Annotated in this window: 19 protein-coding genes and 2 tRNA genes; 9 read left to right on the top strand and 12 right to left on the bottom strand. The window is 44.1% G+C overall.

Going from position 1 to position 24,506, the window contains the following annotated elements:
• Positions 1-184: 184 nt before the first annotated feature.
• Positions 185-2,311, top strand: coding sequence for a methyl-accepting chemotaxis protein (locus AB4263_RS06350; protein ID WP_372097911.1), 2,127 nt, complete (start codon positions 185-187; stop codon positions 2,309-2,311).
• Between the two features lie 75 nt (positions 2,312-2,386).
• On the opposite strand, the gene AB4263_RS06345 is transcribed toward AB4263_RS06350, so the two are convergent.
• The 4 genes from AB4263_RS06345 to AB4263_RS06330 all read right to left on the bottom strand — a co-directional run bounded on the left by AB4263_RS06345 (position 2,387) and on the right by AB4263_RS06330 (position 5,189).
• Positions 2,387-2,477: transfer RNA gene (locus tag AB4263_RS06345), tRNA-Ser, on the bottom strand.
• A gap of 418 nt (positions 2,478-2,895) precedes the next feature.
• Positions 2,896-2,986, bottom strand: a tRNA-Ser gene (locus AB4263_RS06340).
• A gap of 138 nt (positions 2,987-3,124) precedes the next feature.
• On the bottom strand, positions 3,125-4,933 hold the full coding sequence (locus AB4263_RS06335; protein ID WP_372097910.1) for a DUF3413 domain-containing protein: 1,809 nt from the start codon (positions 4,931-4,933) through the stop codon (positions 3,125-3,127).
• A gap of 28 nt (positions 4,934-4,961) precedes the next feature.
• Positions 4,962-5,189 carry a YejL family protein gene (locus AB4263_RS06330; RefSeq protein ID WP_004734063.1) on the bottom strand — a complete coding sequence of 76 codons (228 nt, stop codon included), beginning with the start codon at positions 5,187-5,189 and terminating at the stop codon, positions 4,962-4,964.
• Positions 5,190-5,273: 84 nt separating this feature from the next.
• On the opposite strand from AB4263_RS06330, the gene yejK reads away from it, so the two are divergent.
• The 3 genes from yejK to AB4263_RS06315 all read left to right on the top strand — a co-directional run bounded on the left by yejK (position 5,274) and on the right by AB4263_RS06315 (position 9,042).
• Positions 5,274-6,278, top strand: coding sequence for a nucleoid-associated protein YejK (yejK, locus tag AB4263_RS06325; RefSeq protein ID WP_017061190.1), 1,005 nt, complete (start codon positions 5,274-5,276; stop codon positions 6,276-6,278).
• 105 nt (positions 6,279-6,383) lie between these two features.
• Positions 6,384-7,787 (top strand): Hpt domain-containing protein, encoded by a 1,404-nt coding sequence (locus AB4263_RS06320; RefSeq protein WP_372097908.1) that lies wholly within the window; start codon positions 6,384-6,386, stop codon positions 7,785-7,787.
• Positions 7,788-7,863: 76 nt separating this feature from the next.
• The gene (locus tag AB4263_RS06315; RefSeq protein ID WP_372097906.1) at positions 7,864-9,042 is read left to right on the top strand and encodes a chemotaxis protein; all 1,179 of its coding nucleotides are present in this window, start codon (positions 7,864-7,866) and stop codon (positions 9,040-9,042) included.
• Between the two features lie 96 nt (positions 9,043-9,138).
• Here AB4263_RS06315 and nhaC read toward each other — a convergent pair whose 3' ends face one another.
• Entirely contained in the window at positions 9,139-10,575 is a 1,437-nt protein-coding gene (gene nhaC / locus AB4263_RS06310; RefSeq protein WP_017063453.1) for a Na+/H+ antiporter NhaC, read from the bottom strand.
• 500 nt (positions 10,576-11,075) lie between these two features.
• Here nhaC and asd point away from each other — a divergent pair, with 500 nt between their 5' ends.
• Positions 11,076-12,194 carry an aspartate-semialdehyde dehydrogenase gene (gene asd, locus AB4263_RS06305; RefSeq protein ID WP_017629874.1) on the top strand — a complete coding sequence of 373 codons (1,119 nt, stop codon included), beginning with the start codon at positions 11,076-11,078 and terminating at the stop codon, positions 12,192-12,194.
• A gap of 152 nt (positions 12,195-12,346) precedes the next feature.
• Here asd and AB4263_RS06300 read toward each other — a convergent pair whose 3' ends face one another.
• Both AB4263_RS06300 and AB4263_RS06295 read right to left on the bottom strand, forming a co-directional pair.
• Positions 12,347-13,189, bottom strand: coding sequence for an ion transporter (locus AB4263_RS06300; protein ID WP_372097979.1), 843 nt, complete (start codon positions 13,187-13,189; stop codon positions 12,347-12,349).
• 149 nt (positions 13,190-13,338) lie between these two features.
• Positions 13,339-13,977 (bottom strand): YchE family NAAT transporter, encoded by a 639-nt coding sequence (locus AB4263_RS06295; RefSeq protein WP_004734056.1) that lies wholly within the window; start codon positions 13,975-13,977, stop codon positions 13,339-13,341.
• A gap of 638 nt (positions 13,978-14,615) precedes the next feature.
• On the opposite strand from AB4263_RS06295, the gene adhE reads away from it, so the two are divergent.
• Positions 14,616-17,321, top strand: a complete 2,706-nt coding sequence (gene adhE, locus AB4263_RS06290; RefSeq protein ID WP_017061183.1) for a bifunctional acetaldehyde-CoA/alcohol dehydrogenase — start codon at positions 14,616-14,618, stop codon at positions 17,319-17,321.
• A 186-nt stretch (positions 17,322-17,507) separates the two neighbouring features.
• Here the strand turns inward: adhE and AB4263_RS06285 are convergent, their stop codons facing one another.
• The 3 genes from AB4263_RS06285 to sodB form a co-directional block, all read right to left on the bottom strand.
• Positions 17,508-18,191 carry an SDR family oxidoreductase gene (locus AB4263_RS06285; RefSeq protein ID WP_017061182.1) on the bottom strand — a complete coding sequence of 228 codons (684 nt, stop codon included), beginning with the start codon at positions 18,189-18,191 and terminating at the stop codon, positions 17,508-17,510.
• Positions 18,192-18,469: 278 nt separating this feature from the next.
• A complete protein-coding gene (locus AB4263_RS06280) occupies positions 18,470-18,973 on the bottom strand; it encodes a VC2046/SO_2500 family protein (RefSeq protein ID WP_372097904.1) in 504 nt (167 codons plus the stop codon).
• Positions 18,974-19,220: 247 nt separating this feature from the next.
• A complete protein-coding gene (gene sodB / locus AB4263_RS06275; RefSeq protein ID WP_004734050.1) occupies positions 19,221-19,805 on the bottom strand; it encodes a superoxide dismutase [Fe] in 585 nt (194 codons plus the stop codon).
• Positions 19,806-20,074: 269 nt separating this feature from the next.
• Between sodB and AB4263_RS06270 the strand changes: the two genes are divergently transcribed.
• Together AB4263_RS06270 and AB4263_RS06265 are read left to right on the top strand one after the other, a co-directional pair.
• On the top strand, positions 20,075-20,413 hold the full coding sequence (locus tag AB4263_RS06270) for a Grx4 family monothiol glutaredoxin (RefSeq protein WP_004741702.1): 339 nt from the start codon (positions 20,075-20,077) through the stop codon (positions 20,411-20,413).
• A gap of 98 nt (positions 20,414-20,511) precedes the next feature.
• Entirely contained in the window at positions 20,512-21,141 is a 630-nt protein-coding gene (locus AB4263_RS06265; RefSeq protein ID WP_372097903.1) for a DsbA family protein, read from the top strand.
• 191 nt (positions 21,142-21,332) lie between these two features.
• Here AB4263_RS06265 and AB4263_RS06260 read toward each other — a convergent pair whose 3' ends face one another.
• Both AB4263_RS06260 and rnt read right to left on the bottom strand, forming a co-directional pair.
• A complete protein-coding gene (locus tag AB4263_RS06260; protein ID WP_372097901.1) occupies positions 21,333-22,658 on the bottom strand; it encodes a Na+/H+ antiporter family protein in 1,326 nt (441 codons plus the stop codon).
• Between the two features lie 65 nt (positions 22,659-22,723).
• The gene (gene rnt / locus AB4263_RS06255; protein ID WP_017061178.1) at positions 22,724-23,368 is read right to left on the bottom strand and encodes a ribonuclease T; all 645 of its coding nucleotides are present in this window, start codon (positions 23,366-23,368) and stop codon (positions 22,724-22,726) included.
• A 188-nt stretch (positions 23,369-23,556) separates the two neighbouring features.
• Here rnt and motY point away from each other — a divergent pair, with 188 nt between their 5' ends.
• The gene (gene motY, locus AB4263_RS06250; RefSeq protein ID WP_372097899.1) at positions 23,557-24,438 is read left to right on the top strand and encodes a flagellar protein MotY; all 882 of its coding nucleotides are present in this window, start codon (positions 23,557-23,559) and stop codon (positions 24,436-24,438) included.
• Positions 24,439-24,506: the final 68 nt, after the last annotated feature.

The raw sequence follows: 24,506 nt of genomic DNA, 5'->3' as shown, positions 1-24,506 counted from the left end.
TTAGCGCCTGATAGCTCATTGAAATGATGGTGTGAAATAAGCGTATCTTGCACCATAAAAGACACGGTTGCACCATTGTGATTCATATAAAGTGCTTTTTTATTAATTAGTTACGTATTTGTGTGATTAATTGTGGTCTGTAAATTGCTTTACCCATGTGTCTATAAAAACACAAGGGATAAAAATGAACCTGACGGACAAGGAGCGTAGTTGGCTTAATTGGTTTGGCGCAACAGGAAAACTGGCTATGCGCAGAGCTTGTTTCCTCAATCGAAGTAGGACGGAAGAGCTTGAACAAGCTTTTGAAAGTATTGCTCACACGCGAGTTCAACTTCTGCATAACTGGGTCAAGAATCAATGGGATTTTTTAGAAGACTCTGCGGTTTATTTAGCAAGTCGAACGGAAGAACAAGCTCAGGGGACGTTAGCTAGCCTTCTTAAACGCAGTACGGATTTTTCTGAGTTGGCGATCGTCGATGCTAAGGGGATAGCACAAGCATCGAGTTATCATGAGCATGTAGGGGTTAACCTTGGAGACAAGAAGGCTTTAGTTGAAGGGGCTTCAAAGCGTTATCTGCATGGGCCGTATATGGATCAGCGCACGTTGAACGTAGGGGCTTCGAGTTCATCGTTTCATGACCAAGTAACGCTGATGTTTTATGTCCCCTTTTCTCGGGATGAAGGGGCGCCGCAATTCCTATGTGGTCGTGTTCCAAATGATGTTATTGGTGACATTATTCAAAGAGAAGCGGGGCATATTTATAGCGAGTCGGGTGATAACTATATCTTTATGGTCGACCCCATTCATGATCCTAATACTCAGCCGGGTGTTGCGCTCTCTCGTTCTCGCTTTGAAGATAATACCTTTTCACACGGCGAGAACTTAAAGCAAGGGATTCATACTGATTGGGGAACGGTTAAGATCCAGCACCACACCGAATTTGAGATTCGCTTTACAGACCCAGCCACTAATCAGCTTCACCCAGGCGTAAGAGAAACCATTAAAAATGGCAATAACTTGTTTATTGGTTATCCGGGGTATTCTGACTATCGCCACATACCCGTTATTGGCAAAGGTATCACTTTTCAATTGGATGGTTCACCAGATACCTTTGGCATGATGTGTGAGTCCGATTTAGAAGAGGTCTACAGAGACCGAAGTCTAAGTTATACCTTATCTAAGCACTTTATCAGCTGCATGCTACTGCCTCTATTTGTTCCATTACTGTTTGCCAACCTTTATACACTCACACCTTTTATGCAGAGTGGCATTATGTTCGCTTGCGCGTTGCTTTCATTGGGCTTATTCCGTTTAGTTAGCGCCAAACCACTAGCGAAGAAGATTCATGAAATGACCGGGGTAATGCAGACCTTAGCCGAAGGTGATGGCAACTTAAGTCGGAGACTTGATCCCACCACATTCAGTCATAATGAACTTGGCAACTTAGGGCGCTGGACTAACAGTTTTATCGACAATTTAGATAACACGGTGAGTGAGTTGATCCATGCGAGTCACGAAGTTAGAGAGGTTTCGGAATCGATGTTTCGTCGCAGTGTCGTGATGAAGCAAACCAGTGATGATGCATCACAAGCGTTAAGCAATATGCTTCAGTTGAGTCAGTATCAACAGAGCGAAATTACTCATGCGAGTGTCTCAGCAACGCAAATGGACACGGTGATGAAACAAGCCGTCCTGAGCGCAGAGAAGGAGTACAATCAGTCCGTCGAAGGCATGGAGATTGTTCGCAATATCGTAGAAAGCTCGGCGCATAGCGTGAATGAGGTGAATAATGAAATGACTAAGGTGTCTGACATTATAGATATCATTACTGACATTACCGCGCAGACTAACCTTTTGGCCTTGAATGCGGCCATTGAGTCGGCAAGAGCAGGTGAACACGGGAGAGGGTTCTCTGTCGTTGCTTCTGAAGTAAGAACTCTGGCTGACCGAACTTCACAAGCTGCTAACCATATTAGTGACCTAATGAAAGAGCTGCATAGTAAGTCTCGCAGTGCTGTTGAGTCCATGGAGCGAGGTGTCGAGAATGTGAGTAAAGGAAACTTAACAGTCGACTCAAATGCTCGCAGTGAGCAAATTCAATCAGCGGTGAGTGACCTCTTTACCACGATGTCTAACTTAGATGAAAACAGTCAGAAAAATGGACAAACGGCAGATAAAGCCCAACGTTCAATATCTGACTTACAACTGTCTACTAAGCAACTCGCACGTCGAGTGTCCTTGATGGGCAATGCATTGAGCCGTTTAGACCAATTGATTGGGCGTTTTGAAGTGAGCCGAAAGGTGGCGTAGTGGAAAATACGTAAGTTCTTTACGTAAACGCCAGATACAAAAAAGCCGCTGATTTCTCAGCGGCTTTCTTTAATGTGGTGGAGGGATAGGGATTTGAACCCTAGAACCGCTATTAACGGTTGCCGGTTTTCAAGACCGGTGCTTTCGACCACTCAGCCATCCCTCCAGTGGCGCGTATAATATAAGGGTGGCTTTCGCTTGTAAATACCCTTATTAACTGACTGCTTTTTTTATGAACGCTTTTTGGTATTTTTGTTCTGAATGATTATTTATTGTTCGGTTTATTAAGAAGCCGACAAAATCTAATATTCAATAAGCCAAGTATTCCCAACTTTTGTTATACGTGAAGTGTTTCTGTGCTATTAAAAAAGAAAGTATCTAATTGGCTTGCAGGTAAAGTTATGAGGGGAGTGGCTTAGGCGCATGAACTTTTAGTTTAGAACGGTGAGATCGGAATTTAAAACTAGGTATAAAGTGAATGGGTTTGAAACTGGGACTGTAGAGAGTTTTGTTAGATGAGCTTTATATTTTAAAAAGCTTCAGATGCAAAAAAGCCGCTGATTTCTCAGCGGCTTTCTTTAAAGTGGTGGAGGGATAGGGATTTGAACCCTAGAACCGCTATTAACGGTTGCCGGTTTTCAAGACCGGTGCTTTCGACCACTCAGCCATCCCTCCAGTGGCGTGAATAATATAAGGGGTGGAGGATCTTGTAAACCCTTAATTTTCATAATTTTGTTTTGTTGCTTGTTTTCTAATCATTCACGGCAATAAAAAAGGGAAGCCATTGGCTTCCCTTTGCTGTTTGCTGATTATTTAGTCATTTTTTGTGTAGAAACGCTGTAGCTCTGTCAGGCCTTGCATCAACACAGGTAAGCGAGGGCTTACGTTTTTCAGGCGCTTGTAATTTTGGTCGTACAATTTGTAGTTACCAAATTTATCCAACACCGTTGTTTGCTGGTCAGTAACAAGAGCAAGTTCACGAGAGTCGCCCGCGAGAATCCACTTTCTGTTACGTTCATTAAACAGGCTGCGACCACTACTGAAATCTGTTGGGTTCGAAGATACACCCAATAGCTCTTGCATCAGTGTTACTGACACGTCTAGATGACTAGAACGGTGGGTGTATTCAGAAGCAGACTTGCCAGGCCAGTTGATAAACAGTGGTACTTGTAACTGATAACGACTGTAGTTGGAGTTTGCACCCCAGCTGTTGGTTTTGGTTTCGTTAAACTCAGTACCGTGGTTAGAGGTAATGATAACCACCGTGTTATCGGCAAGCTCTAAGCGTTCCAGTTCAGCGTAGATAGTTGCTAGCTGAGCATCGGCCGCTGTCGCCGACTTTTGATAGTCTGCTGCAAAACGCTCTGCTGTCGTTAGCGTAGAGTCCGACTCTGAACTTGAATCGTAGCTGGCGAAGTTATCCAGTGTGGTTAATTCAATAAAGTTAAACCAAGGGCGTTTAGCTTGCGGTGATTGAATCCAGTTAGACCAAGCTTTTATGGCACTCTGGTCATCATAAGTTGCTTGCTCTGGCATCACATCACGGCCTCGGAAGATAATATCCGAGTAAAGTGCATCGCTAAAGTTGTCGCCACTGAAAGCAGCGAACTTGTAATCGTGATTCTCTAAAACATCGAGCAATACTGCGCTTGACCCCTGAGCTTCAATGCTGCTTGCGTAGCTGCTCGGTAGGCCGTAGAACAAGCCAAAAATACCAAACATATCGTTACTTGAACTGTAGTGGTTGGTGAAGTTGATCGACTGTTGTGCGTAGGCATAGCTGTTTGGCATCGCTGTCGCATTAAGAGCGTCAGAGCGAAGGTTGTTCACACTCACCATCAGGATATTAAGATCATCACTGCGGCGGTTGTATTGAATTTTTTCTAGCGGGTAGCTAACTAGGTTTACATTCTCTTTGTTCGCTTCTAAACGCTCAAGGTACTCTTCACGGTCTAATAGGCCATGTTTTTCCATAAAGCTTTTCGCTGTCATTGGGTAAGACAGTGGGAAGTTCGCTTTCTGGCTAGTAATTGGGTTATAGAAGTACGCATCAGCCCACATGTAGGTCAAGTGGCTGCTGATGAAACACAAGAAGAAGACGGCAGTAATCGGACGGCCAATGTGTTTATGAGACAGTTTACGCTGCTTACGCCAAACCCACTCAGATAGACCGAGTTGCAGCAAGAAGATAAGCGGCATAACAATGAAGAGGTGCTGCAAATCAGACGTGAATGCAGATTCCTCTCCACTGAATAAAACCTCCCACACGACAGGCGTCAGGTGGAGGTTTATATTTTGATACGTTTGGGTATCAATCAGTAGGACAGTTAAACCTATGGTCGCGAAGATAACGGCAACCAAACGTAATAACTTCCTCGACGGAAGAATAAAAGTGAGCGGGAACAGCACTAATAGATAGAGCGCGAACACTAAAAAGCCAAAATGACCAACCCACGATGCAGCCAAATAGAATTGGCCTAGCAAGGTTTCTGGCCAAGCAGATTGAGTAATATAACGAGTACCAATCAACATCGCAGCAATGATGTTGAAAAATGCAAACCAGTGACCCCAACCAACCAGTCGAGATACACGATCGCTATATGAGTTTGCGCTGTCTACCATTTATAATTCTTTTATCCGTCAATCAAATTTAGTGAGACTTTTTATCTTCAAGAGAAGAAATTAAAGCCTCGGCAAATTTTTCAGCAATTCCTTTGCGTTGTGAAGCAGCAACATTCTGATTTAAGACATTGGTTGCGATATTTCCAGCGATCATCAGTGAAAGTTCTGGCGAAGCTTTGTGCTTAGTTAGTACAGCACCTACTTCAGCTAGGATTTTTTCAACTTGATCATCTGTGTATTTAGATATAATCGGCATAAGGACTCTAATAATGATAGTAAAAGCGGCTTATGATAACCTACTATGCACGACAACTGAAACCTGAACGGTAATATTTTCACTATGAGCCTTCACCTTTCCAACGTAATTTTACACCAGCTGAGCAAGAACGATCAGGATGAGCTGATTGTTAACTATCGTGCTGAATCTCTAGAAAACGATGCTTCATCTGAAAGCCTAGTTGCTGAACTTCACCGTGTTTTTAATTCAAAAGCAGGCAAAGGGTTTGGTTCTTTCAAATCTGACAGCGAATTCCAGCAGTGGTTGCATCAACTTCGTGCTGGTGAGACAAACTTTTACGATTTTTCTCAAAAGAGTGCGCAACGTCTAAAAGACGAACTATCAAAGTACCCATTCGCTGACGAAGGTATCTTGGTAATGGCTGAATATCAGTCACTTGCAACAGATTACCTTTTCATTGGTTTATTGCCTTCAAACCAAAGCCTAAAGGTAACTGAAGGGCTTGATATTAGTGCGACTGACTACCTTGATATCTCAAAAATGGATATCGCGGCTCGCCTAGACCTTTCTACTTATGAGACTGATAAAGAGTCAAACCGTTACTTAACTTATATTAAAGGACGTGTTGGCCGTAAAGTCGCGGATTTCTTCTTAGATTTCTTACAAGCTGAAGTCGGTTTGGATGCGAAACAGCAGAACCAAGTACTGATGCAAGCGGTAGAAGACTTCGTTTCTGACTCTAAATTAGAGAAAGAAGAAGCGATCAGCTACAAAAAGCAGGTTGCGGATTACTGTAACGAGCAACTTAAAGCGGGCGATGAAGTACAAGTTCGTGAACTTTCTGGTGAGTTGCCAGCAAGCACAGATGGCACAAGCTTCTTTGACTATACTAGTGAGCAAGGCTACGAGTTAGAAGACAGCTTCCCAGCCGATCGCGCAACTATGCGTAAACTAACAAAATTTGTTGGTGCTGGTGGCGGTTTGAATGTTAGTTTTGATAGTCTGCTTCTAGGCGAACGTATCTTTTACGATCCGGAGACAGACACGCTAACGATTAAAGGCACTCCACCGAACTTACGTGACCAACTGACTCGCAATAAGTCATAGTCCGAAGTTAACGGATAAAAGCGGCAGCAGGACGTTGTCGCTTATTTTGTGCTTAATCTTTTAGCTACGGTCATGGCTTCAAGTTAACACGCACAAGGAATATAGATGGAACAATCAGTAGCAAAGCCCAAACGCTTTAAAAAACCAGCCACCTTTTTGGTTGTGCTCTTGGCTCTGTGGTTACTTCCTTCATTGGCTCTTCTTAATCTAAGCCGTTCCTACACCAATTCTCTAGCTCAAATCGAAGAGCTCGGTATTCGAGTCAACGAATTGAGGCAATCGCTTTATTTCTCAGAACCGCTTCGAGTCTCTCGTATCAATGATCTCGCACTCGATGCTCAGTTGGTTTATTCGATCCGACTGCAGATTGAATCTGATTTCCAACACGCCTTGTTTCGTCCTGATGTCAACCAACTGTTGTACGTAGCTGATCAGTTCCTAGAAAAGTTCGATGAGTTCATTCCAATAGAAAGCCAAGTTCAAGACATCGTTGATAACATTAAGATCTTGCGTGCTGATAAAGAGCTTTCCCCTCAGCTAAAACCGCTCCTCAACGAATTCGGTGTTGTGGTATTTGAAGCCATGTATTCTGAAAATCAAAGTTCGTCAGCGACTTATCGCGCCTTTGATTCCATTCTAGAAAAATCTTATTCCTTAGAAAACGAAGAACAAGATGCACTCCAACAACTACTGGCTGATGCGTCAGCATTGTTGAGTGATTACGCTCAGCTTAACTATTTGGTTGATAAGATTAAGAAAAACTCAGTAAATGAACAGATCATAAAACTCGAAGCTGAGTTCCATGATCGTCAATTCAACCTATTGTTGGTGATGCTAGGCTTAAGCTTGGTGGCGATGAGCGGGATAGTGTTTTGGGGCGTTAGGTCCACAAAAACGATGAAAGAAGCAGACCAAGAACTCAGCTCTGAACTAGAAATTAATTCAAGTAAGGAAGACGCTTCTTATAGCGATGTTGTTTCCTCAGCAGTGAAACAAGCAGATAGTGACGCTTATGTATCCGAGAACAGGCCAACGCGCCAGTCTTCCGACTCTCAACCTCCGCAGAGCGTTAACGTTAAAAGCCAACCCGTTGTACCGCAAGACTCTATTCAGCGAGTCCCTGAACAGGCACCCGTAGCAGAGAAACACGTTGCCAGTGTCACAGATTCAAAGCCTGCGATTGATATCGAAGACATGTTAGAAACGCTCGATGGTGATGCTGAGTCTGTCGAACTCTTGCTTGGTGTGTTTGTACAAGACCACGCAGGTGACTACGAGAAGTTTAAGTCTTTGTTGACCAAAGATGAAACCTCCGCGGCTCGCATTGTACATAGCTTAAAAGGCGTGGCTGGCAGTATTAAAGCGTCTCGGTTAGCCATCATTGCCGCAACCATTGAAATGACAATGAAGCAGTCCAGAGCGATCAGTGAACATGATTTAGCTGAACTAGAGCAGGCTATAAAAGCCTCTGTGGATTCTGCTCATGAATATTTAGACAGTCAGCGTTAACTTTTACAGGATTTTTGACAATACTCTGACGAAGCGCTCATACAATCAGCGCCCTTAGTCTTTGTCAGAGGTTTATATGTTACGAGTTTCGAGTCGAAGTTGGATGGTGTTGGTGCTTAGCATTGTGCTAAGTGGTTGTTCTCTCTTAGAAGTTAAGTTAGATAGTCAAACGACGCCTCTCACTCAACAAGAGTTAAATGCTCGGCTCATGACGCGTGAATACGCCAAGATGTTTTTTACACGAGTAGAAGACTCGGCTGATTTAATCGCGCAATTTTATCCTGCTGATGACACTTTACATCAATCTTATGTGTTGCTTTGGAAGATCCATGCAGAGCAGGGATTACAACAAGCGGCTTACCAAACTTCCCCAATGTCTGCGTTAATTGATTCGTGGGTTTTCACTGCCCAAATGAATCAGTTTTATAGCCAAGGCGATGGCGCGGATCTGTTCGTGACGGATAATGCAGTAGAGGCTGCTCGTTTTCTTGACCAAGAAGCAGAGAAATTGGCAAAGGGTGTATTGAACTCCAGTGATTTCAAAAAAAGCAAAGCGTTCGTTGCTCAGTTTGCCGCTAGCCACCCATTTAAAGATCTCACATTCAGAAGCACGCCTGCTTACCGTGAATGGCTAAGTTACCTTGGTAAAGACGAGTCGCAAATCGTCCAGAGTTTAGGCACCATGCCAGAAGCAATGAGCGATGCATCAGACCGCTTAAGCTTAATGGCTGACCAGACACCGAAACTGATGACGTGGAAAGCTGAGTTGGTTGCATTGAATAGCTCGCTAACGGGTGAAGACCTATCGATGACGCTAGAAAGCCTTCGTCTAACATCAGCAAGCATGCAAGACTTTATTGAGAACAACCCAGAATACATGCAAACGCTAGCCTCTATTATGTCGACAGAAATGCAGCCATTGCTCAATGATCTTAGTGACAAAACAGACCAAAAACTGGCGATGTTGAGCGATGAACGTGTGGCATTAGAAAAAATGGTGACACGTGAGAGAGAAGCTCTAGTAGAGATGATTGCGAAAGAGCGCATCGAGATTGCCGGCATTGTGACTTCAGAAAGAGAACTGTTCACGCAAGACCTTGATCGCGTCTCTCAAGAGGTGGTGGTACTGGCGATTGATAAACTGATGGAGTTAATCAAAGGTGTGATTATCTACTTCATCCTGTTTATCTTAGTAGTGTTCTTTGCACCGTTAGGCATCGGTTACTGGTTGGGTAAACGAACCGCCAACAAATAAGTAAATCAGCAGATCAAAAAAGAGCGCCCTAGGGCGCTCTTTTTGCATTTAACCATTAACGTTTTGAGTTATGTTCGAAAGCGTTAGCTCCTGAACTTAAGCTTGTTGCTTGCTTAACTCTGTTGCTTCTTCAGCTTCAAACGCTGGTGCTGTTGGTTCACACTTATCAACGAACCAACCCATGTAAGATGTCACGATAGTCACGATGATACAGATGAAGCTTAACCACATGAACGGTGCGTAAGACAGCGTCGCAACACCAAGAATACTCGCCATGTAGATACCGTTATCACTCCACGGAACCATACCCGACGTTAACGTGCCACCAAACTCAGCATTACGAGATAGGTTCTTACGCTTGTAGCCTAAACGGTCGTAGTTTTTCGCACAGATTTTTGGCGTAAGGATTAACGATACGTACATTGCAGAACCGAACACGTTACCCATGAAGGCCGTACCAATTGTGCTCGTCGCTAGTGAGCCTGCGCTGTTTACGCGGCGCTCAAACACCTTAGCGATTGTCTCTAGTACGCCCACTTTATCCAGTAAGCCACCGAAACCTAGACCAAATACGATAACCGCAACTGAACCTAGCATTGAAGACATGCCGCCACGGTTAAGAATCGAATCAATAAACTCTACGCCAGATGAGATTGAGAACGGTGCCCAAGCAGTGTTGAATGCCGTTAGGAAGTCGATATCTTGGATCATGACTGCCCAGATAATACCCAGCAGAGAACCAAAACTGATGACCGGGAATGAAGGCATACGGAAAGCCAACAGACCAAGCACGATAAGTACCGGAACGAATGAGTAAGGCGTGATGTAGAACTGAACTTCCATCGCTTTGATGACAGAGTCTACTTGGCTCATGTCAACGTTGCCCGCGTAGTGGAAACCAAACGCAGTAAACATGATGCCTGTAATCACGTAGCTGATTAACGCAACTGGAAGCATGCCCTTGATGTGTTCAACCACTTCAACACCAGACATTGAAGAAGCCAGAATCACTGAATCAGAAAGAGGAGACATCTTGTCACCGAAGTAACAGCCTGACAGCACGGCACCTGCAGTAATCGGTGCTGGAACACCTAGGCCTTGGCCGATACCCATCATCGCGATACCTGCTGTACCCGCAGCACCCCAAGAAGTACCGGTCGCCAATGCAGTTAGAGAACAGATGATCATGGTCGCTAAAAGGAAGATAGAAGGGTGGATAGCTTTCAGACCATAGTAAATGATAGTAGGTACGATCCCGCCTGAGATCCAAGTACCAACAAGAGCGCCAACGGCTAAAAGTATTAAAACCGCGCCTAAGCCATTGGATATTCCTTTGAGTGCTGCTTTTTCTAAGTCTTTGTATTGGTGTCCAAGACGAATACCAAGAACCATGATAATGAACCAGCCAATATACAAGGCAAGTTGAATTGGAAGGTCAAGCTTTGCAGTAAAGGAAAAAGCAAGGGATAGAAATAGTCCTAACGCGATGAATACCTGCAATAGGTTCGGTAGGCGAGTTTTACTCTGCTTCATAAAAGCCTCTTGTGATTTCGAGCATTTATAGTGCTTCGTTATAGTGTGTGGTGCAAAACGGACACTACAGTAATTAGTTTATTATATCGAAAAAATACGCCCAAGTTGTGATATTTGACTGTTAACTCAATCAATTGTGGTTTCATAATCTAAATCTTTGTTACATTCATGATTGTTACATGTTGAAATCTGTCGCACGTTGTTTTCGCTTTGTAAAATAAAACTCTGATTAACCTTGGTTTAAAAGAGGGATTTACTGTTTGTGATGAGCGTCGATTGAATCGACTTTGGCGATGTAAATGTTTGAATTTGACGATAATGGACGCTTAATCAATGAGGTGGAGATGGAATGTCGATACAGAGATAACTGCACGATTCATTACGTTCACTTAAAAGAAACGAAAAAGTTACACTTTTTGACAAAAAGCACTTGAGTTCTGTTTCTGAAAAACTTATAGATGGGGGAGAGCAATTTTTAATTTATACATGGAGAGTGAGCGATGAGAGTAGGTCTAGTTGGTTGGCGCGGTATGGTTGGTTCTGTACTGATGCAACGTATGGTTGAAGAGAAAGACTTCGACTTGATTGAGCCTGTTTATTACAGCACATCTCAGATTGGTATTCCTGCCCCTGTTTTAGGTGGTAAAGATGCGGGTCTACTTCAAGACGCTTTTGATATTGATAGCCTAAAACAGCTTGATGCTGTGATTACCTGTCAAGGCGGCGATTACACATCAAAAGTATACCCAGCACTGCGTCAAGCAGGTTGGAAAGGTTACTGGATTGATGCAGCATCTACTCTGCGTATGGATGCTGATTCAATCATCACTCTTGATCCTGTTAACTTGGCTCAAATCCAGCAAGGCATTCACAGCGGCACCAACACGTTCGTTGGCGGTAACTGTACTGTGAGCTTAATGCTTATGGCTCTAGGTGGTCTGTACGAGAAAGGCATGGTTGAGTGGATGAGTGCCATGACTTACCAAGCAGCTTCTGGTGCGGGTGCTAAGAACATGCGTGAGCTGATCTCACAAATGGGTGTGATCAACGACAGCGTAAGTTCTGAGTTAGCAAACCCTTCAAGCTCAATTCTTGATATCGATAAGAAAGTGGCTGATACGATTCGTTCATCTTCATTCCCAACAGACCAATTTGGTGCTCCGCTTGCAGGCTCACTGATTCCTTGGATCGATGTGAAGCGTGAAAACGGTCAGAGTAAAGAAGAGTGGAAAGCCGGTGTTGAAGCGAACAAGATTCTTGGTCTAGATGGTCAGCCAATCCCAATTGATGGTACTTGTGTACGAATCGGTGCAATGCGTTGTCACGCTCAAGCACTAACGATCAAGCTTAAGCAAGACGTGCCAATGGACGAGATCGAAGAGATCATCGCAACGCACAATGATTGGGTTAAAGTTATTCCTAATGACCGCGACATCACGGCACAGGAGCTAACACCAGCGAAAGTAACAGGCACAATGTCTGTACCTGTCGGTCGTCTGCGTAAGATGTCGATGGGTAACGACTTCCTAAACGCCTTCACGGTTGGTGACCAACTACTTTGGGGTGCTGCAGAACCACTACGTCGTACTCTGCGCATTATCCTTGCTGAGAAAGCGTAATAGGCAAGATTGCTTAAATTCTATTAGCTGATAAACCGAAAGGGTTGACGACAAACGTCAACCCTTTTTAGTTTATTGCTACCTCGTTATTCGGCCCTCGAAACTGCCCTTAAATCTCTTCGCATCTCGCTACTCGAATCTCGTGTCTGCTTTTATTTCTCGTCGGTGACGACACGCTTGTCTGGATCCGCTAATTCGCTAGCACAGTGCTTGCAATACATGGCGTCTGAATCATGACCCGCTCGGTTACAGTTCGGGCACTTAACCAATTCTTTGTGCGAGTTCATCTCATTACTGAGTTCTGCAGTAATGATCCCGGTTGGCACTGCTAAGATAGAGTAACCCAATAGCATGGTCAGTGATGCTATGGCTTTACCAAGCGCGGTCTGCGGCACCATGTCACCATAACCTACCGTAGTGATAGTCACGATGGCCCAATAGATACTGTGAGGAATACTGGTGAAGCCATTGTCAGGACCTTCAATAACAAAGATCAAGGCGCCAAAGATAACCACCAAGATGCCGACGGTGCTAAAGAAGATCATTATCTTTCGTCGTGCCATTAATAGTGAGCGCAACAGAATATTGGAATCTTGCAGGTAGCGAACCAGCTTTAGAATTCGGAAGATACGCATCACACGCAGCAGTCTCACCACACCCATAAATGAAGCGCCTGGGAAGATGATTGCTAGGTAGGTCGGAAGAATCGCCAATAGGTCAACGACACCATAAAAACTGGTGGCGTAAGATTTTGGCTTTGGGGAGCAATAGAGCCTTAACAAATACTCAAGAGTGAAGAGTGCAGTGAAGGTGTATTCGATATAACGCAGCTGTTGTGACCATTCGGTCATCACATTAGGGATGGATTCTAAGATCAGAACCAACAGCGAAGCCAAGATTGCAACGATCAGAGTTATATCAAATGCACGTCCGGCTGGCGTGTGAGTACCAAAGATAATGACGTACAAATGATGCTTGAGTGGCTTGCGTGACATAAGGAGAGGTTCGTCTTCTGTTAAATGCATTAACAGTCATTATACAAGCTTCATAATAACGAGGCGAGTGAAAGCCCAATTGCTTTACTCGCCTCATCTATATTTCAATATTGTTGCCCTTTATAGAGCAACCGAAATGTTGTTAAACGTTATGCCAAGCCTGGGAACAGATTACGTAGGCCATTGGCGATGAACTCGATGCCCAATGCGCCAAGAATCAGACCCATGATACGAGTGATCACGTTGATACCCGTTTGACCTAAAAAGCGAACGATAACTGGCGCTGAACGGAACAAAAGCCAAGAGCACGTTGCGAATGCGATGATGCTAATGCCGATGCCGACCGTATCAATAGCAGCAGGGTAGCGAGAACCATAAACAATGGTCGAGCTGATTGCACCTGGGCCTGCCATTAGCGGCATAGCAAGTGGAACAACGCCGATCTGCTCTTTGCTGATGTATTCAGACTTCTCTTGTTTGTTCTGCTTATCTTCACCGAGCTTACCGCTCATCATCGAAAATGCGATGCTCAGTAATAGTAAACCACCTGCAACACGGAATGAGTCCAGCGAGATACTAAACATATCAAGCAGCATTTGCCCCGCAACAAGAGAGACAATGAGGATCACGGCAACAGCAATGTTTGCTTGTAAGGCTGTCCTGTTCCTCTCTTCTGGCGGCATATGAGCAGTAAGAGAAACAAAAACAGGCATGATGCCGATTGGGTTTACGGCAGCAACAAGCCCAAGGAAGAATTGCATAAAAATTGCGAGTTCTAAGCCTTGCATGAGAGCGATCTCCAGTTAGCGTACTTAAGGTTGAAGGGTTGATCTGTGAATAGTTTAGGCGCGTAATGTAAGGGACAAACTCGATTTACGCGAATGAAAAAAACTAACTTGAAATGGGTGATTCTTTTTAGAAAAACTAATTGAATCTCACTTTTGTTTTAAGCCTGTTGCAAGCTAGTTGGTAGTGTTTGATTTTGTAATTTATTATTGAGTAACTGTTAACCGACGCACGAAATTAATAAAAATTATGTCAGAATCTAGCCCGTACAACGGTATGGATATACTCTCAGTAGCACGAATATAGCTGTATACATGTAATTTAACGGACTAAAAATGAAACTTTTTTACAGTTTATTACGCTATGTAGAAAAAAGTTGTCTGTTTGCTTGTTTTTTTCGCGAACGAAAAGTGTGAGTTTAATCTATATGAATCATGCTCTTAAGTTCATTTTTGCGATTGCCTTACTACTTTCTGGTTAATTCTTTTTGGGTAACTGATCTGGGTCAATTTTTTTCACACAGTGAAATAATATACTCAGCCCTGAAAGCAATTTACTAAGAACGTTGGTGTTTAAGGTTAACGGCAAGCAGCGAGTTTAATAAAAAGTTTTTAATATTTATTATTTTAGGAGATCCACCATGCCTGTAACTAACTTAGCGGAACTTGATGCTCTAGTAGCTCGCGTTAAAGCAGCACAAGAAGAGTTTGCAACATTCTCTCAAGAGAAAGTAGATGCAATCTTCCGCGCAGCTTCTCTTGCTGCTAACCACGCTCGTATTCCACTTGCTCAACAAGCAGTTGCTGAATCTGGAATGGGTATTGTTGAAGATAAGGTTATCAAAAACCACTTTGCATCTGAATTTATCTACAACAAATACAAAGACGAAAAAACATGTGGCATCTTAGAAGAAGATGACAACCTAGGCACAATGACTATCGCTGAGCCTGTAGGTATCATCTGTGGTATCGTTCCAACAACGAACCCAACTTCTACAGCAATCTTCAAATCTCTAATTTCTCTTAAGACACGTAACGGCATCATCTTCTCGCCACACCCACGTGCAAAGAACTCAACTAACGACGCAGCGAAACTAGTTCTAGACGCAGCTGTTGCAGCTGGTGCTCCAAGAGACATCATCGGTTGGATCGACCAACCATCTGTAGAGCTTTCTAACGCGCTTATGAAGCACGACGGTATCGCACTTATCCTTGCTACTGGTGGTCCAGGCATGGTTAAAGCAGCATACTCTTCAGGTAAGCCTGCTATCGGTGTTGGTGCTGGTAACGTTCCTGTCGTTATCGATGAAACAGCTGACATCAAACGTGCTGTAGCATCTATCCTTATGTCTAAGACTTTCGATAACGGCGTAGTATGTGCTTCTGAGCAAGCTGCAATCGTAGTTAGCGAAGTATATGACGAAGTTAAAGAGCGTTTCGCTTCTCACAAAGCTCACGTTCTATCTAAAGCTGACGCTGATAAAGTACGTAAAGTTCTGCTTATCGACGGCAACCTAAACGCTAAAATCGTAGGTCAACCTGCTCCAGCAATCGCTGAAATGGCTGGTGTTAAAGTTCCTGCTGATACAAAAGTACTTGTAGGTGAAGGTCTTGGTAAAGTTTCTTACGATGACGAATTCGCTCACGAGAAACTATCTCCAACTCTAGGTCTATTCCGCGCAGATGACTTCGAAGACGCAGTTGCTCAAGCGGTAACTATGGTTGAAATCGGTGGTATCGGTCACACATCTGGTCTTTACACTAACCAAGATACTAACGCAGACCGCATCCGTTACTTCGGTGACAAGATGAAGACTGCTCGTATCCTAATCAACATCCCGACTACTCACGGTGGTATCGGTGACCTGTACAACTTCAACGTTGCACCTTCTCTAACTCTAGGTTGTGGTTCATGGGGTGGTAACTCTATCTCTGAGAACGTAGGTCCTAAGCACCTTATCAACAAGAAAACTGTAGCGAAGCGAGCTGAAAACATGTTGTGGCACAAACTACCTAAGTCTATCTACTTCCGTCGTGGTAGCCTTCCAATCGCAATGAGCGACCTAGAAGGTAAGAAACGCGCATTCCTAGTAACTGACCGTTTCCTATTCAACAACGGTTACGCAGATGACGTAGTTAGCTTGCTTAAAGCACAAGGCATCGAAGTTCAAACTTTCTTCGACGTAGAAGCGGATCCAACGCTATCTGTTGTTGAGAAAGGCGCTGAAGCAATGAAGAGCTTCCAACCTGACGTAATCCTTGCTCTAGGTGGCGGTTCTCCAATGGATGCTGCTAAGATCATGTGGGTTATGTACGAGCACCCAGAAACTCACTTCGAAGAACTAGCAATGCGCTTTATGGACATCCGTAAACGTATCTACAAGTTCCCTAAAATGGGTCAAAAAGCTGAGCTTGTATGTATCACTACAACTTCAGGTACAGGTTCAGAGGTTACTCCATTCGCTGTTGTTACTGACGACAAGACTGGTGCTAAATACCCACTAGCTGATTACGAAATCACGCCAAACATGGCTATCGTTGATGCGAACCTAGTAATGAACATGCCTAAGTCTCTAACAGCGTTCGGTGGTTACGATGCAGTAACTCACGCTCTTGAAGCTTACGTATCTGTTCTAGCGAACGAGTACTCAGACGGTCAAGCTCTTCAAGCTCTTAAGATGCTTAAAGAATACCTACCATCAAGCTACAAAAATGGTGCGGCTGACCCAATAGCTCGTGAGAAAGTACACAACGCAGCAACTATCGCTGGTGTAGCATTTGCGAACGCATTCCTAGGTGTGTGTCACTCAATGGCTCACAAAATTGGTGCTGAGTTCCACCTACCACACGGTCTTGCTAACGCACTACTTATCTCAAACGTTGTACGTTACAACGCGAACGATAACCCAACTAAGCAGACTGCATTCTCTCAGTACGACCGTCCACAAGCACGTCGTCGTTACGCTGAAGTTGCTGACCACCTAGGCCTAAGCCAAGCTGGTGACCGTACAGCTCAGAAGATTGAACGTCTACTGACTTGGTTAGAAGAGCTTAAAGTTGACCTAGATATCCCACTATCTATCCAAGCTGCGGGTGTTAACGAGTCTGACTTCATCGCTAAACTAGACGAGCTAGCTGTTGAAGCGTTCGATGACCAGTGTACAGGTGCTAACCCACGTTACCCTCTAATCACTGAGCTAAAAGAAGTTCTAACAACTTCTTACTTCGGCCAACCATACGTTGAAGGCGAAACTTTCGAAGGTACTACAGTTATCCTTAAGAAAGCAGACCAAAAGCCAGCTGAAGCGAAAGCGCCAAAAGCTAAAAAAGAAAAAGCTAACGCATAATAAGTAAGCATTAGTTTTGAGATAAGTTTTCGCTAGCACGATACTTATCTATCGGGAAAAGATGAAAGCCCCAGTCGAGAGACTGGGGCTTTTTTTATGTTTGGTTCGTTTGTAAAACGGATTGAGAGGCAATAGCTCTGCTACTTAATATGAGCTGAGCCAGTCATGTTCAATTGGAATAGGGAGTTAAACCTCTGCCGCGACAACTCGCCCACTGAAGTAGTCATTCGAGACAATGTATTCGGTTGTTCTGGTCAGCTCGTCTTGCAGCTGCGCCCAGTGACATCGGTTGAGCTTGCCATCGGAGTTATGAACGGCGGGAACAACGCCACCGACTCGAATGCCAAAGGGAGTCAGCTCTTTCGCCCAACTATGGGTAAAGCCAGTTATCATTGAGTTTGCGCTCTCTAAGCCAGACACATCGTGAAAGTCATCATGAGATATCACATTCACAATCACGCCTTCCTTATCTTCCTCTCGCAATCTCTCAGCACTGATTTGCCCAAATGCGAACAGGGTCGATGCCATCGATGAGAGATCATTAATAAAGCTGCTCACAGGCTGATCGCCAATTAGGCTAGGCATTGGGGAGCTTATCCAGTTATTGACCAGCACATCGGGTGTCGTGTTGAAGGTGGTTTGAATAAAATCATATACGCTGAGAATCGCTTGGCTGTCATTGCCTTTGAGCGTGTAGTGGTAAACAGAGTCAGAAAACCGGGCACACTGTAGATACGTCGCTTTAAGTGCTTCCGTGTCTTTATCACAAAGGATGACGGTGGCTCCAAGGTTAACAAAGTGGTTCGCAATCGCCCCCCCCAGTCGCGAGCCGGCAGATGTCACCAATATGATTGAGCTTTTTATTTCCATCCCAGTACCTAAACAAATCGTCCATGTCGGATAAGGATGGGTTAAAATTTATACAACGGGTGTGAATTGGTTCAAACTAAGGTGTGCCAATTAATAAGTTTTTATGAACTTAGTGGCACGTCACATTTTGTAGTAACTTCAAGCGGTAACCGACATCAGGTGTTTTTAGGTTGCCTAAGGCTAGTGGTTCATATCATTCGTGTGAATACTTTGAAGTGTGCGAGTTAGTCGAAGAATAGCTATGGATAGACAGCGAAAAAGGGAAAGGTAGGTGATCGCTATACTTGAGCTTGAATTTGATACCGACGTTGCGCGGTGGTTAGCTCATTGTAGAGCGTGGCATGTGGCAAATCAGGTAAATGCTTGTTTTCGAGTTTGCGTCGGTCATGACCAGAAAGGTTTTGGTAAACCTCTTCGGGTAAGTCGGCTGTATCTTCAGGCATGAAGGCAAGCGCTTCAGGTTTCAAGTAATGGCTGAGTTTGGCGCTGGCAAGGCTAGCTTGATGAAAATGATTAGATTGCTGAGCTGAAATCTCATATGAAGACTGGTTTGAACGCAGTTGTTGAGGTTCTGCTACGCCAAATTGTTTGCGCAGGCGATCTTCATTTGTCTCTTTGATTTCAATGGTGTCAATTGGCGTGCAATCACGGACATCATTAGAAAACATAGATAACAGCAACGCGAAATCTGCACGGCGACCTTGCTCAACCGCTTGGCTGATCCCGATGCCGAACTTCAGTTCGTTGATGATTCCTGCTTTGTCTAAAGTATGTATTTGCATGTCGCCTCTCATTGGATACACCTTTAACGGCATGGAGTCGGCAAACTTTAGTGTTTAATTACAGGCAAATAGGGAATTTATGTAGGGTTGGGAAGAAGGCTATCAATAGTTCGAGAAGTAAGCGCTATTGGCGGGTTTATTACGAAATGTTTAGATTTTGTGGAACACGACAGATACAAAAAAGCTCACGCCGAGGCATGAGCTTTCAATAGATAACTCGCTATAAATAGCGCAGCGTAAGCAATAATTACTTAGCTAGGTTCTCTTCTACGAAAGACCAGTTTACTAGGTTCCAGAATGCAGCCATGTAGTCAGGGCGAACATTGCGGAAATCGATGTAGTAAGCGTGTTCCCATAGGTCAACAGTTAGAAGTGGAGTAACACCTTCTTCTGTTAGAGGAGTAGCAGCGTTAGAAGTGTTAACGATGTCTAGAGAACCGTCAGCTTTCTTAACTAACCAAGTCCAAGAAGAACCGAAGTTGTTGATTGCTGAATCAGTGAATTTCGCTTTGAATTCTTCGAAAGAACCGAATGCAGCGTTGATAGCTTCTGCAACAGCGCCAGTTGGTTCGCCGCCCGCTTTAGGAGCAAGACAGTGCCAGTAGAACGTGTGGTTCCAGATTTGAGCAGCGTTATTGAAAACACCACCAGTAGAAGTCTTAACGATCTCTTCTAGTGTTTTGCCTTCAAACTCAGTACCTGGGATAAGGCCGTTTAGCTTAACAACGTAAGTGTTGTGGTGCTTACCGTGGTGGAAATCTAGCGTTTCTGCTGAGATGTGTGGTTCTAGCGCGTCTTTCGCGTAAGGAAGAGCCGGTAGTTCAAATGCCATTGCTCAATTCTCCATTGATATGAAAGATTTAACTCTTTCGATTGCTTCCAGTGATATTATTATTCATGGCTCGCTATACTGCCAACCATGGTCAATTTGCTGACTTGCGATATAGTTTAGCAAGTTTTTACTTTATTAAAAGCTTATTTCATTACTTTTGTGTGAATTGTTAGCTTAGCTTGTTAACCGCTTTTTTTATATGGTTTTTATTCTTTTAGTTTGGGGTAGAATAAAGGCAATAAAAGCCGTAATCCATTAACGAGGAAGCAATGGAAACTATCGATAAAATCAAACAGCAAATTGAAGAAAACACTATTCTACTGTACATGAAAGGTTCTCCTAAGCTACCTAGCTGTGGTTTCTCTTCTCAAGCGTCTCAAGCTCTAATGGCATGTGGCGAAAAATTTGCTTACGTAGATATCCTACAAAACCCTGATATCCGTGCAGAGCTTCCTGCTTACGCACAGTGGCCAACTTTCCCACAACTTTGGGTTGAAGGTGAGCTAATCGGTGGTTGTGACATCATTCTTGAGATGTTCCAAAAAGGCGAACTTCAGCCAATCATCAAAGAAGCAGCGGCTAAAGTTGCTGGCGATGACGCTGAATAAGTTCTAGCCTTTGCGCTGAATAGTTAAAATGAGGGGCCTTAATCAGGCTCCTTTTTTGTTTGAATTGATCGAATCATTGACTCGATAAGGAATGAACAATGAACGTAAAACTTCATTATGTGCATGATCCAATGTGCAGCTGGTGTTGGGGTTACAAGCCAACACTTGAGTTATTGAAACAACAATTGCCTGCGAGCATTGAGTTTAACTATGTAGTGGGTGGTTTGGCCCCGGATTCTGATGAGCCAATGTCAGAAGAGATGAAAGGCAAGCTGCAAGCGATTTGGAAGCAGATCGAAGCTAAGTTGGGTACTGAGTTTAACCATGATTTTTGGACAGAGTGCCAACCTGTTCGCAGTACTTACCCTGCGTGCCGTGCCGTGATTGCTGCAGGTTTTCAAGACCACTACGAAGCGATGCTTGAAGCGATTAAACATGCTTACTACCTTCGTGCGATGTTGCCACATAGCCAAGACACACATTTGCAGTTGGCTGAAGAGCTAGGTATGAATGTTCAACAGTTTGAAAATGACCTTTCTAGCAAGTTATTGGAAAGTGAGTTAGATGACCAGCTAGGCTTTAAAGAAGCGATGGGTGTATTTTCTTACCCGACCTTAATGCTTGAAGTGAACGGCATCTTTAGTGAAGTTGAATTGGATTATCATTCAACGGAAGCGACGCTTAAGTCTATTCGCGAAATTTTAGTGAGTAATGCTCCCGCTGCGTAATTCAGCGAGAGTCATCTGTATTCGCAATGATTTCTAAGGCTTACTCATCAGAGTAAGCCTTTTTTGTTTGGTGTCGCTAGTTCAATGAGAGTGAGCGGAAGGAAGAGTAGAATGAATCTCAGAGACAAAAAAGACCGCACGAGGCGGTCTTTATAAAAGTGAGCGTAGGACTGTTTAACTACAGAACCTAATTACAGAACCATGGCTGCAATCCAACCGAATACGATCAGTGGGATGTTGTAGTGCAGGAACGTCGGTACTACGGTTTCCCATACGTGCTCGTGTTGACCATCAGCATTTAGACCAGACGTTGGACCTAATGTTGAGTCAGAAGCCGGAGAGCCCGCATCACCAAGTGCAGCAGCTGTACCTACTAGAGCGATTGTTGCCATTGGCGAGAAGCCAAATGCTGCTGCTAGTGGAACGTAGATAGTTGCAAGGATTGGAATCGTAGAGAACGAAGAACCAATGCCCATAGTAACCAATAGACCAACAATTAGCATAAGTAGTGCTGCTAGAGGCTTGTTGTCGCCGATGCTTGTTGAAAGTGCTTCAACCAAAGATTCAACGCCACCTGTTTGCTTCATAACTGCCGCGAAACCTGCTGCTGCAATCATGATGAAACCGATCATTGCCATCATGTGAACGCCCTTGGTGAAGACATCTTGTGTCTCTTTCCAAGCAATTACGCCACCGAAGGTAAATACCATGAAACCCGCTAGAGCACCGATGATCATAGAGCCCGTCGACAGTTGAACTGTTAGCGCTGCTACGATACCAGCTGCTGCTACTAGGATGTGCTTCTTGTTGATCTCTTTCACTTCTGTTGAAACAACAGTGTGAGAGGTTTCTTTGTATTGGCGAGGCTTACGGTAAGTAAAGAATACTGCAGTAAGGAGACCGAAGATCATGCCTGCTGCTGGTAACAACATTGCCATAGGTACTTGGCTTGCTACAACCTTTTCAAGACCATTGTCGTGAAGGTTTTTAAGCAGGATGTTGTTTAGGAAGATGCCACCAAAACCAATCGGTAACACCATGTAAGGTGTAATCAGACCAAAAGTAAGTACACACGCAACTAGACGGCGGTCTAGGTTCATTTTTGCGAATACGCCTAGTAGAGGTGGGATTAAGATTGGGATGAAGGCGATATGTACTGGAATCACGTTTTGCGAAGACATGGTCACTAAGATCAACGACGCAAGCATGCCGTATTTAAGACCAGTCGATGCCGCACTGTTCTCCTTGCCGTGAATGCGTTTGATAACACTTTGAGCAAGGAGATCTGTGATACCAGAACGTGAGATAGCAACAGCGAATGTACCAAGCATAGCGTAGCTAAGTGCAATCGTTGCACCGCCGCCTAATCCACTTTCGAAAGCCGCGACTGCGTCGTTCAAGCTCATACCAGAGGCTACGCCACCGATAATTGCACTGAACGTCAGAGCAACGACTACGTTTACGCGCATCAAAGCTAAAACAAGCATGATGCAAACTGAAATTACAACAGGATTCATATTATTCTCGGGATGTTGTGTTTTTTATGAAGGCAATACGAAAAAACGTTTACCGACTCTATTTTTTATTCTTCGTCAACAAGAGGCCAACCACCAAGGGCTTTCCATTTGTTTACAATGCCGCAAAATAACTCTGTGGTTTTTTGCGTATCATACAAAGCAGAGTGTGCTTCTTTGTTGTCAAATTCCATCCCTGCAGTGCGGCAAGCTTTAGCCAAAACGGTTTGACCGTAGGCAAGACCACTAAGAGCTGCAGTGTCAAAAGTAGCAAATGGATGGAAAGGGACGCGTTTAAGCTTACAGCGCTCACTTGCCGCATTAACGAAGTTCAAATCGAATGTAGCGTTGTGAGCAACCATGATTGCGCGACTGCAATCTGAAGCTTTTTGTTCTTTTCTCACTAGCTTGTAGATTTCTTTAAGGGCTTCTTGTTCCGACACAGCACCACGTAATGGGCTAAATGGGTCTTTAATTCCGTTAAAGTCTAATGCTGCCTGCTCTATATTTGCGCCTTCAAAAGGCTCAATGTGAAAATGAAGCGTTGATGCAGGGTGCAGATCTCCGTTCTCATCCATTTTTAATGTAATGGCACAGATTTCTAATAATGCATCGGTTTCAGCGTTAAACCCTGCGGTTTCCACGTCGATGACCACTGGAAAATAGCCGCGAAAGCGTTTTTTTAGGGTCAGAGCTTCGTTTTCTACAGTCATGTTAGCCCAAATAAGTGTGATTAAGGCTGCATTATTGCAGATAATAGCAGTGATAAAAACTAGGGAAGGGCAATAAATCTTAAATTACCTAACCCATTGCGGCTTGATAATTGCATATTTAAACGTGAGAGAAAAATGCGGCAATTGGCTGCATTGTTAAACGAATTGCTTAAGAGATACTCCACTTTATGAAGAAACAACTCATAACAGGTTCAATGCTATTTTCGCTACTTGTGTCGTCATCGGTCATGGCACAAGAAAAGCGTTACGGAGCATCTCCTCAACAGTCGACATGGGAGATGGTAGCCAACACGCCACTTGAATGTCGCTTGGTCCACCCAATTCCAAACTTTGGTGATGCTGAGTTCTCATCTCGCGCGAGTAAAAAAATCATTTTGGACTTTGAGCTTAAAATGCGCCGTCCAATGGGTGCGACGCGCAATGTAAACTTGATCTCTATGCCGCCACCTTGGCGTCCGGGTGAAAGTGCTGATCGTATGACAACCATTAAGTTCTTCCAGCAATTTGACGGCTATGTCGGCGGTCAAACAGCTTGGGGCATCTTGAGTGAGTTGGAGAAAGGGCGTTATCCGACATTCAGCTACCAAGAGTGGCAGAGCCGAGATCAACGTATCGAAGTGTCGTTGTCGTCGGTGTTGTTCCAAGAAAAATACAATGTGTTCAGTGACTGTGTTGCTAACCTGCTGCCTTACAGCTTTGAAGATATCTCTTTCACTATTTTGCATTACGACCGCAACAGCGACCAGCTGAACAAGTCGTCGCGCAAAAGGCTGAGCCAGATTGCCGATTACGTTCGCTATAACCAAGACATCGACCTTGTGCTGGTGGCAACGTACACCGACTCTGTCGACAGCAAAGGGATTAGCCAAAACCTTTCAGAGCGCAGAGCAGAATCGTTAAGAGAGTACTTCAAATCTCTAGGCCTGCCAGAAGATCGTATCCAAGTGCAAGGCTATGGCAAGCGTCGTCCGATTGCGGACAATAACTCGCCAATTGGTAAAGATAAGAACCGACGTGTTGTGATCTCTTTAGGTCGCACACAGGTTTAAGCTAAACAACAGCTTGTTTTGAAATGATAAAGCCCGTCTTGATGACGGGCTTTTTTATGGTGCGCCGA

The sequence above is a fragment of the Vibrio sp. 10N.261.55.C5 genome (genome assembly GCF_041470505.1).
Classification (GTDB): domain Bacteria; phylum Pseudomonadota; class Gammaproteobacteria; order Enterobacterales; family Vibrionaceae; genus Vibrio; species Vibrio crassostreae_C.
The sequence above is the reverse complement of the archived record's forward strand: the minus strand, read 5'-3'. Positions and strand labels throughout refer to the sequence as shown.

Coding starts and splice junctions, on each gene's coding strand:
- AB4263_RS06260 (WP_372097901.1), bottom strand. CDS start 22,658: ATGAATCCTGTTGTAATTTCAGTTTGCATCATGCTTGTTTTAGCTTTG.
- AB4263_RS06335 (WP_372097910.1), bottom strand. CDS start 4,933: ATGGTAGACAGCGCAAACTCATATAGCGATCGTGTATCTCGACTGGTT.
- AB4263_RS06315 (WP_372097906.1), top strand. CDS start 7,864: ATGTTACGAGTTTCGAGTCGAAGTTGGATGGTGTTGGTGCTTAGCATT.
- rnt (WP_017061178.1), bottom strand. CDS start 23,368: ATGACTGTAGAAAACGAAGCTCTGACCCTAAAAAAACGCTTTCGCGGC.
- adhE (WP_017061183.1), top strand. CDS start 14,616: ATGCCTGTAACTAACTTAGCGGAACTTGATGCTCTAGTAGCTCGCGTT.
- sodB (WP_004734050.1), bottom strand. CDS start 19,805: ATGGCATTTGAACTACCGGCTCTTCCTTACGCGAAAGACGCGCTAGAA.
- AB4263_RS06265 (WP_372097903.1), top strand. CDS start 20,512: ATGAACGTAAAACTTCATTATGTGCATGATCCAATGTGCAGCTGGTGT.
- AB4263_RS06330 (WP_004734063.1), bottom strand. CDS start 5,189: ATGCCGATTATATCTAAATACACAGATGATCAAGTTGAAAAAATCCTA.
- AB4263_RS06285 (WP_017061182.1), bottom strand. CDS start 18,191: ATGGAAATAAAAAGCTCAATCATATTGGTGACATCTGCCGGCTCGCGA.
- AB4263_RS06350 (WP_372097911.1), top strand. CDS start 185: ATGAACCTGACGGACAAGGAGCGTAGTTGGCTTAATTGGTTTGGCGCA.
- nhaC (WP_017063453.1), bottom strand. CDS start 10,575: ATGAAGCAGAGTAAAACTCGCCTACCGAACCTATTGCAGGTATTCATC.
- AB4263_RS06295 (WP_004734056.1), bottom strand. CDS start 13,977: ATGCAAGGCTTAGAACTCGCAATTTTTATGCAATTCTTCCTTGGGCTT.
- motY (WP_372097899.1), top strand. CDS start 23,557: ATGAAGAAACAACTCATAACAGGTTCAATGCTATTTTCGCTACTTGTG.
- AB4263_RS06280 (WP_372097904.1), bottom strand. CDS start 18,973: ATGCAAATACATACTTTAGACAAAGCAGGAATCATCAACGAACTGAAG.
- AB4263_RS06320 (WP_372097908.1), top strand. CDS start 6,384: ATGGAACAATCAGTAGCAAAGCCCAAACGCTTTAAAAAACCAGCCACC.
- AB4263_RS06300 (WP_372097979.1), bottom strand. CDS start 13,189: ATGTCACGCAAGCCACTCAAGCATCATTTGTACGTCATTATCTTTGGT.
- yejK (WP_017061190.1), top strand. CDS start 5,274: ATGAGCCTTCACCTTTCCAACGTAATTTTACACCAGCTGAGCAAGAAC.
- AB4263_RS06270 (WP_004741702.1), top strand. CDS start 20,075: ATGGAAACTATCGATAAAATCAAACAGCAAATTGAAGAAAACACTATT.
- asd (WP_017629874.1), top strand. CDS start 11,076: ATGAGAGTAGGTCTAGTTGGTTGGCGCGGTATGGTTGGTTCTGTACTG.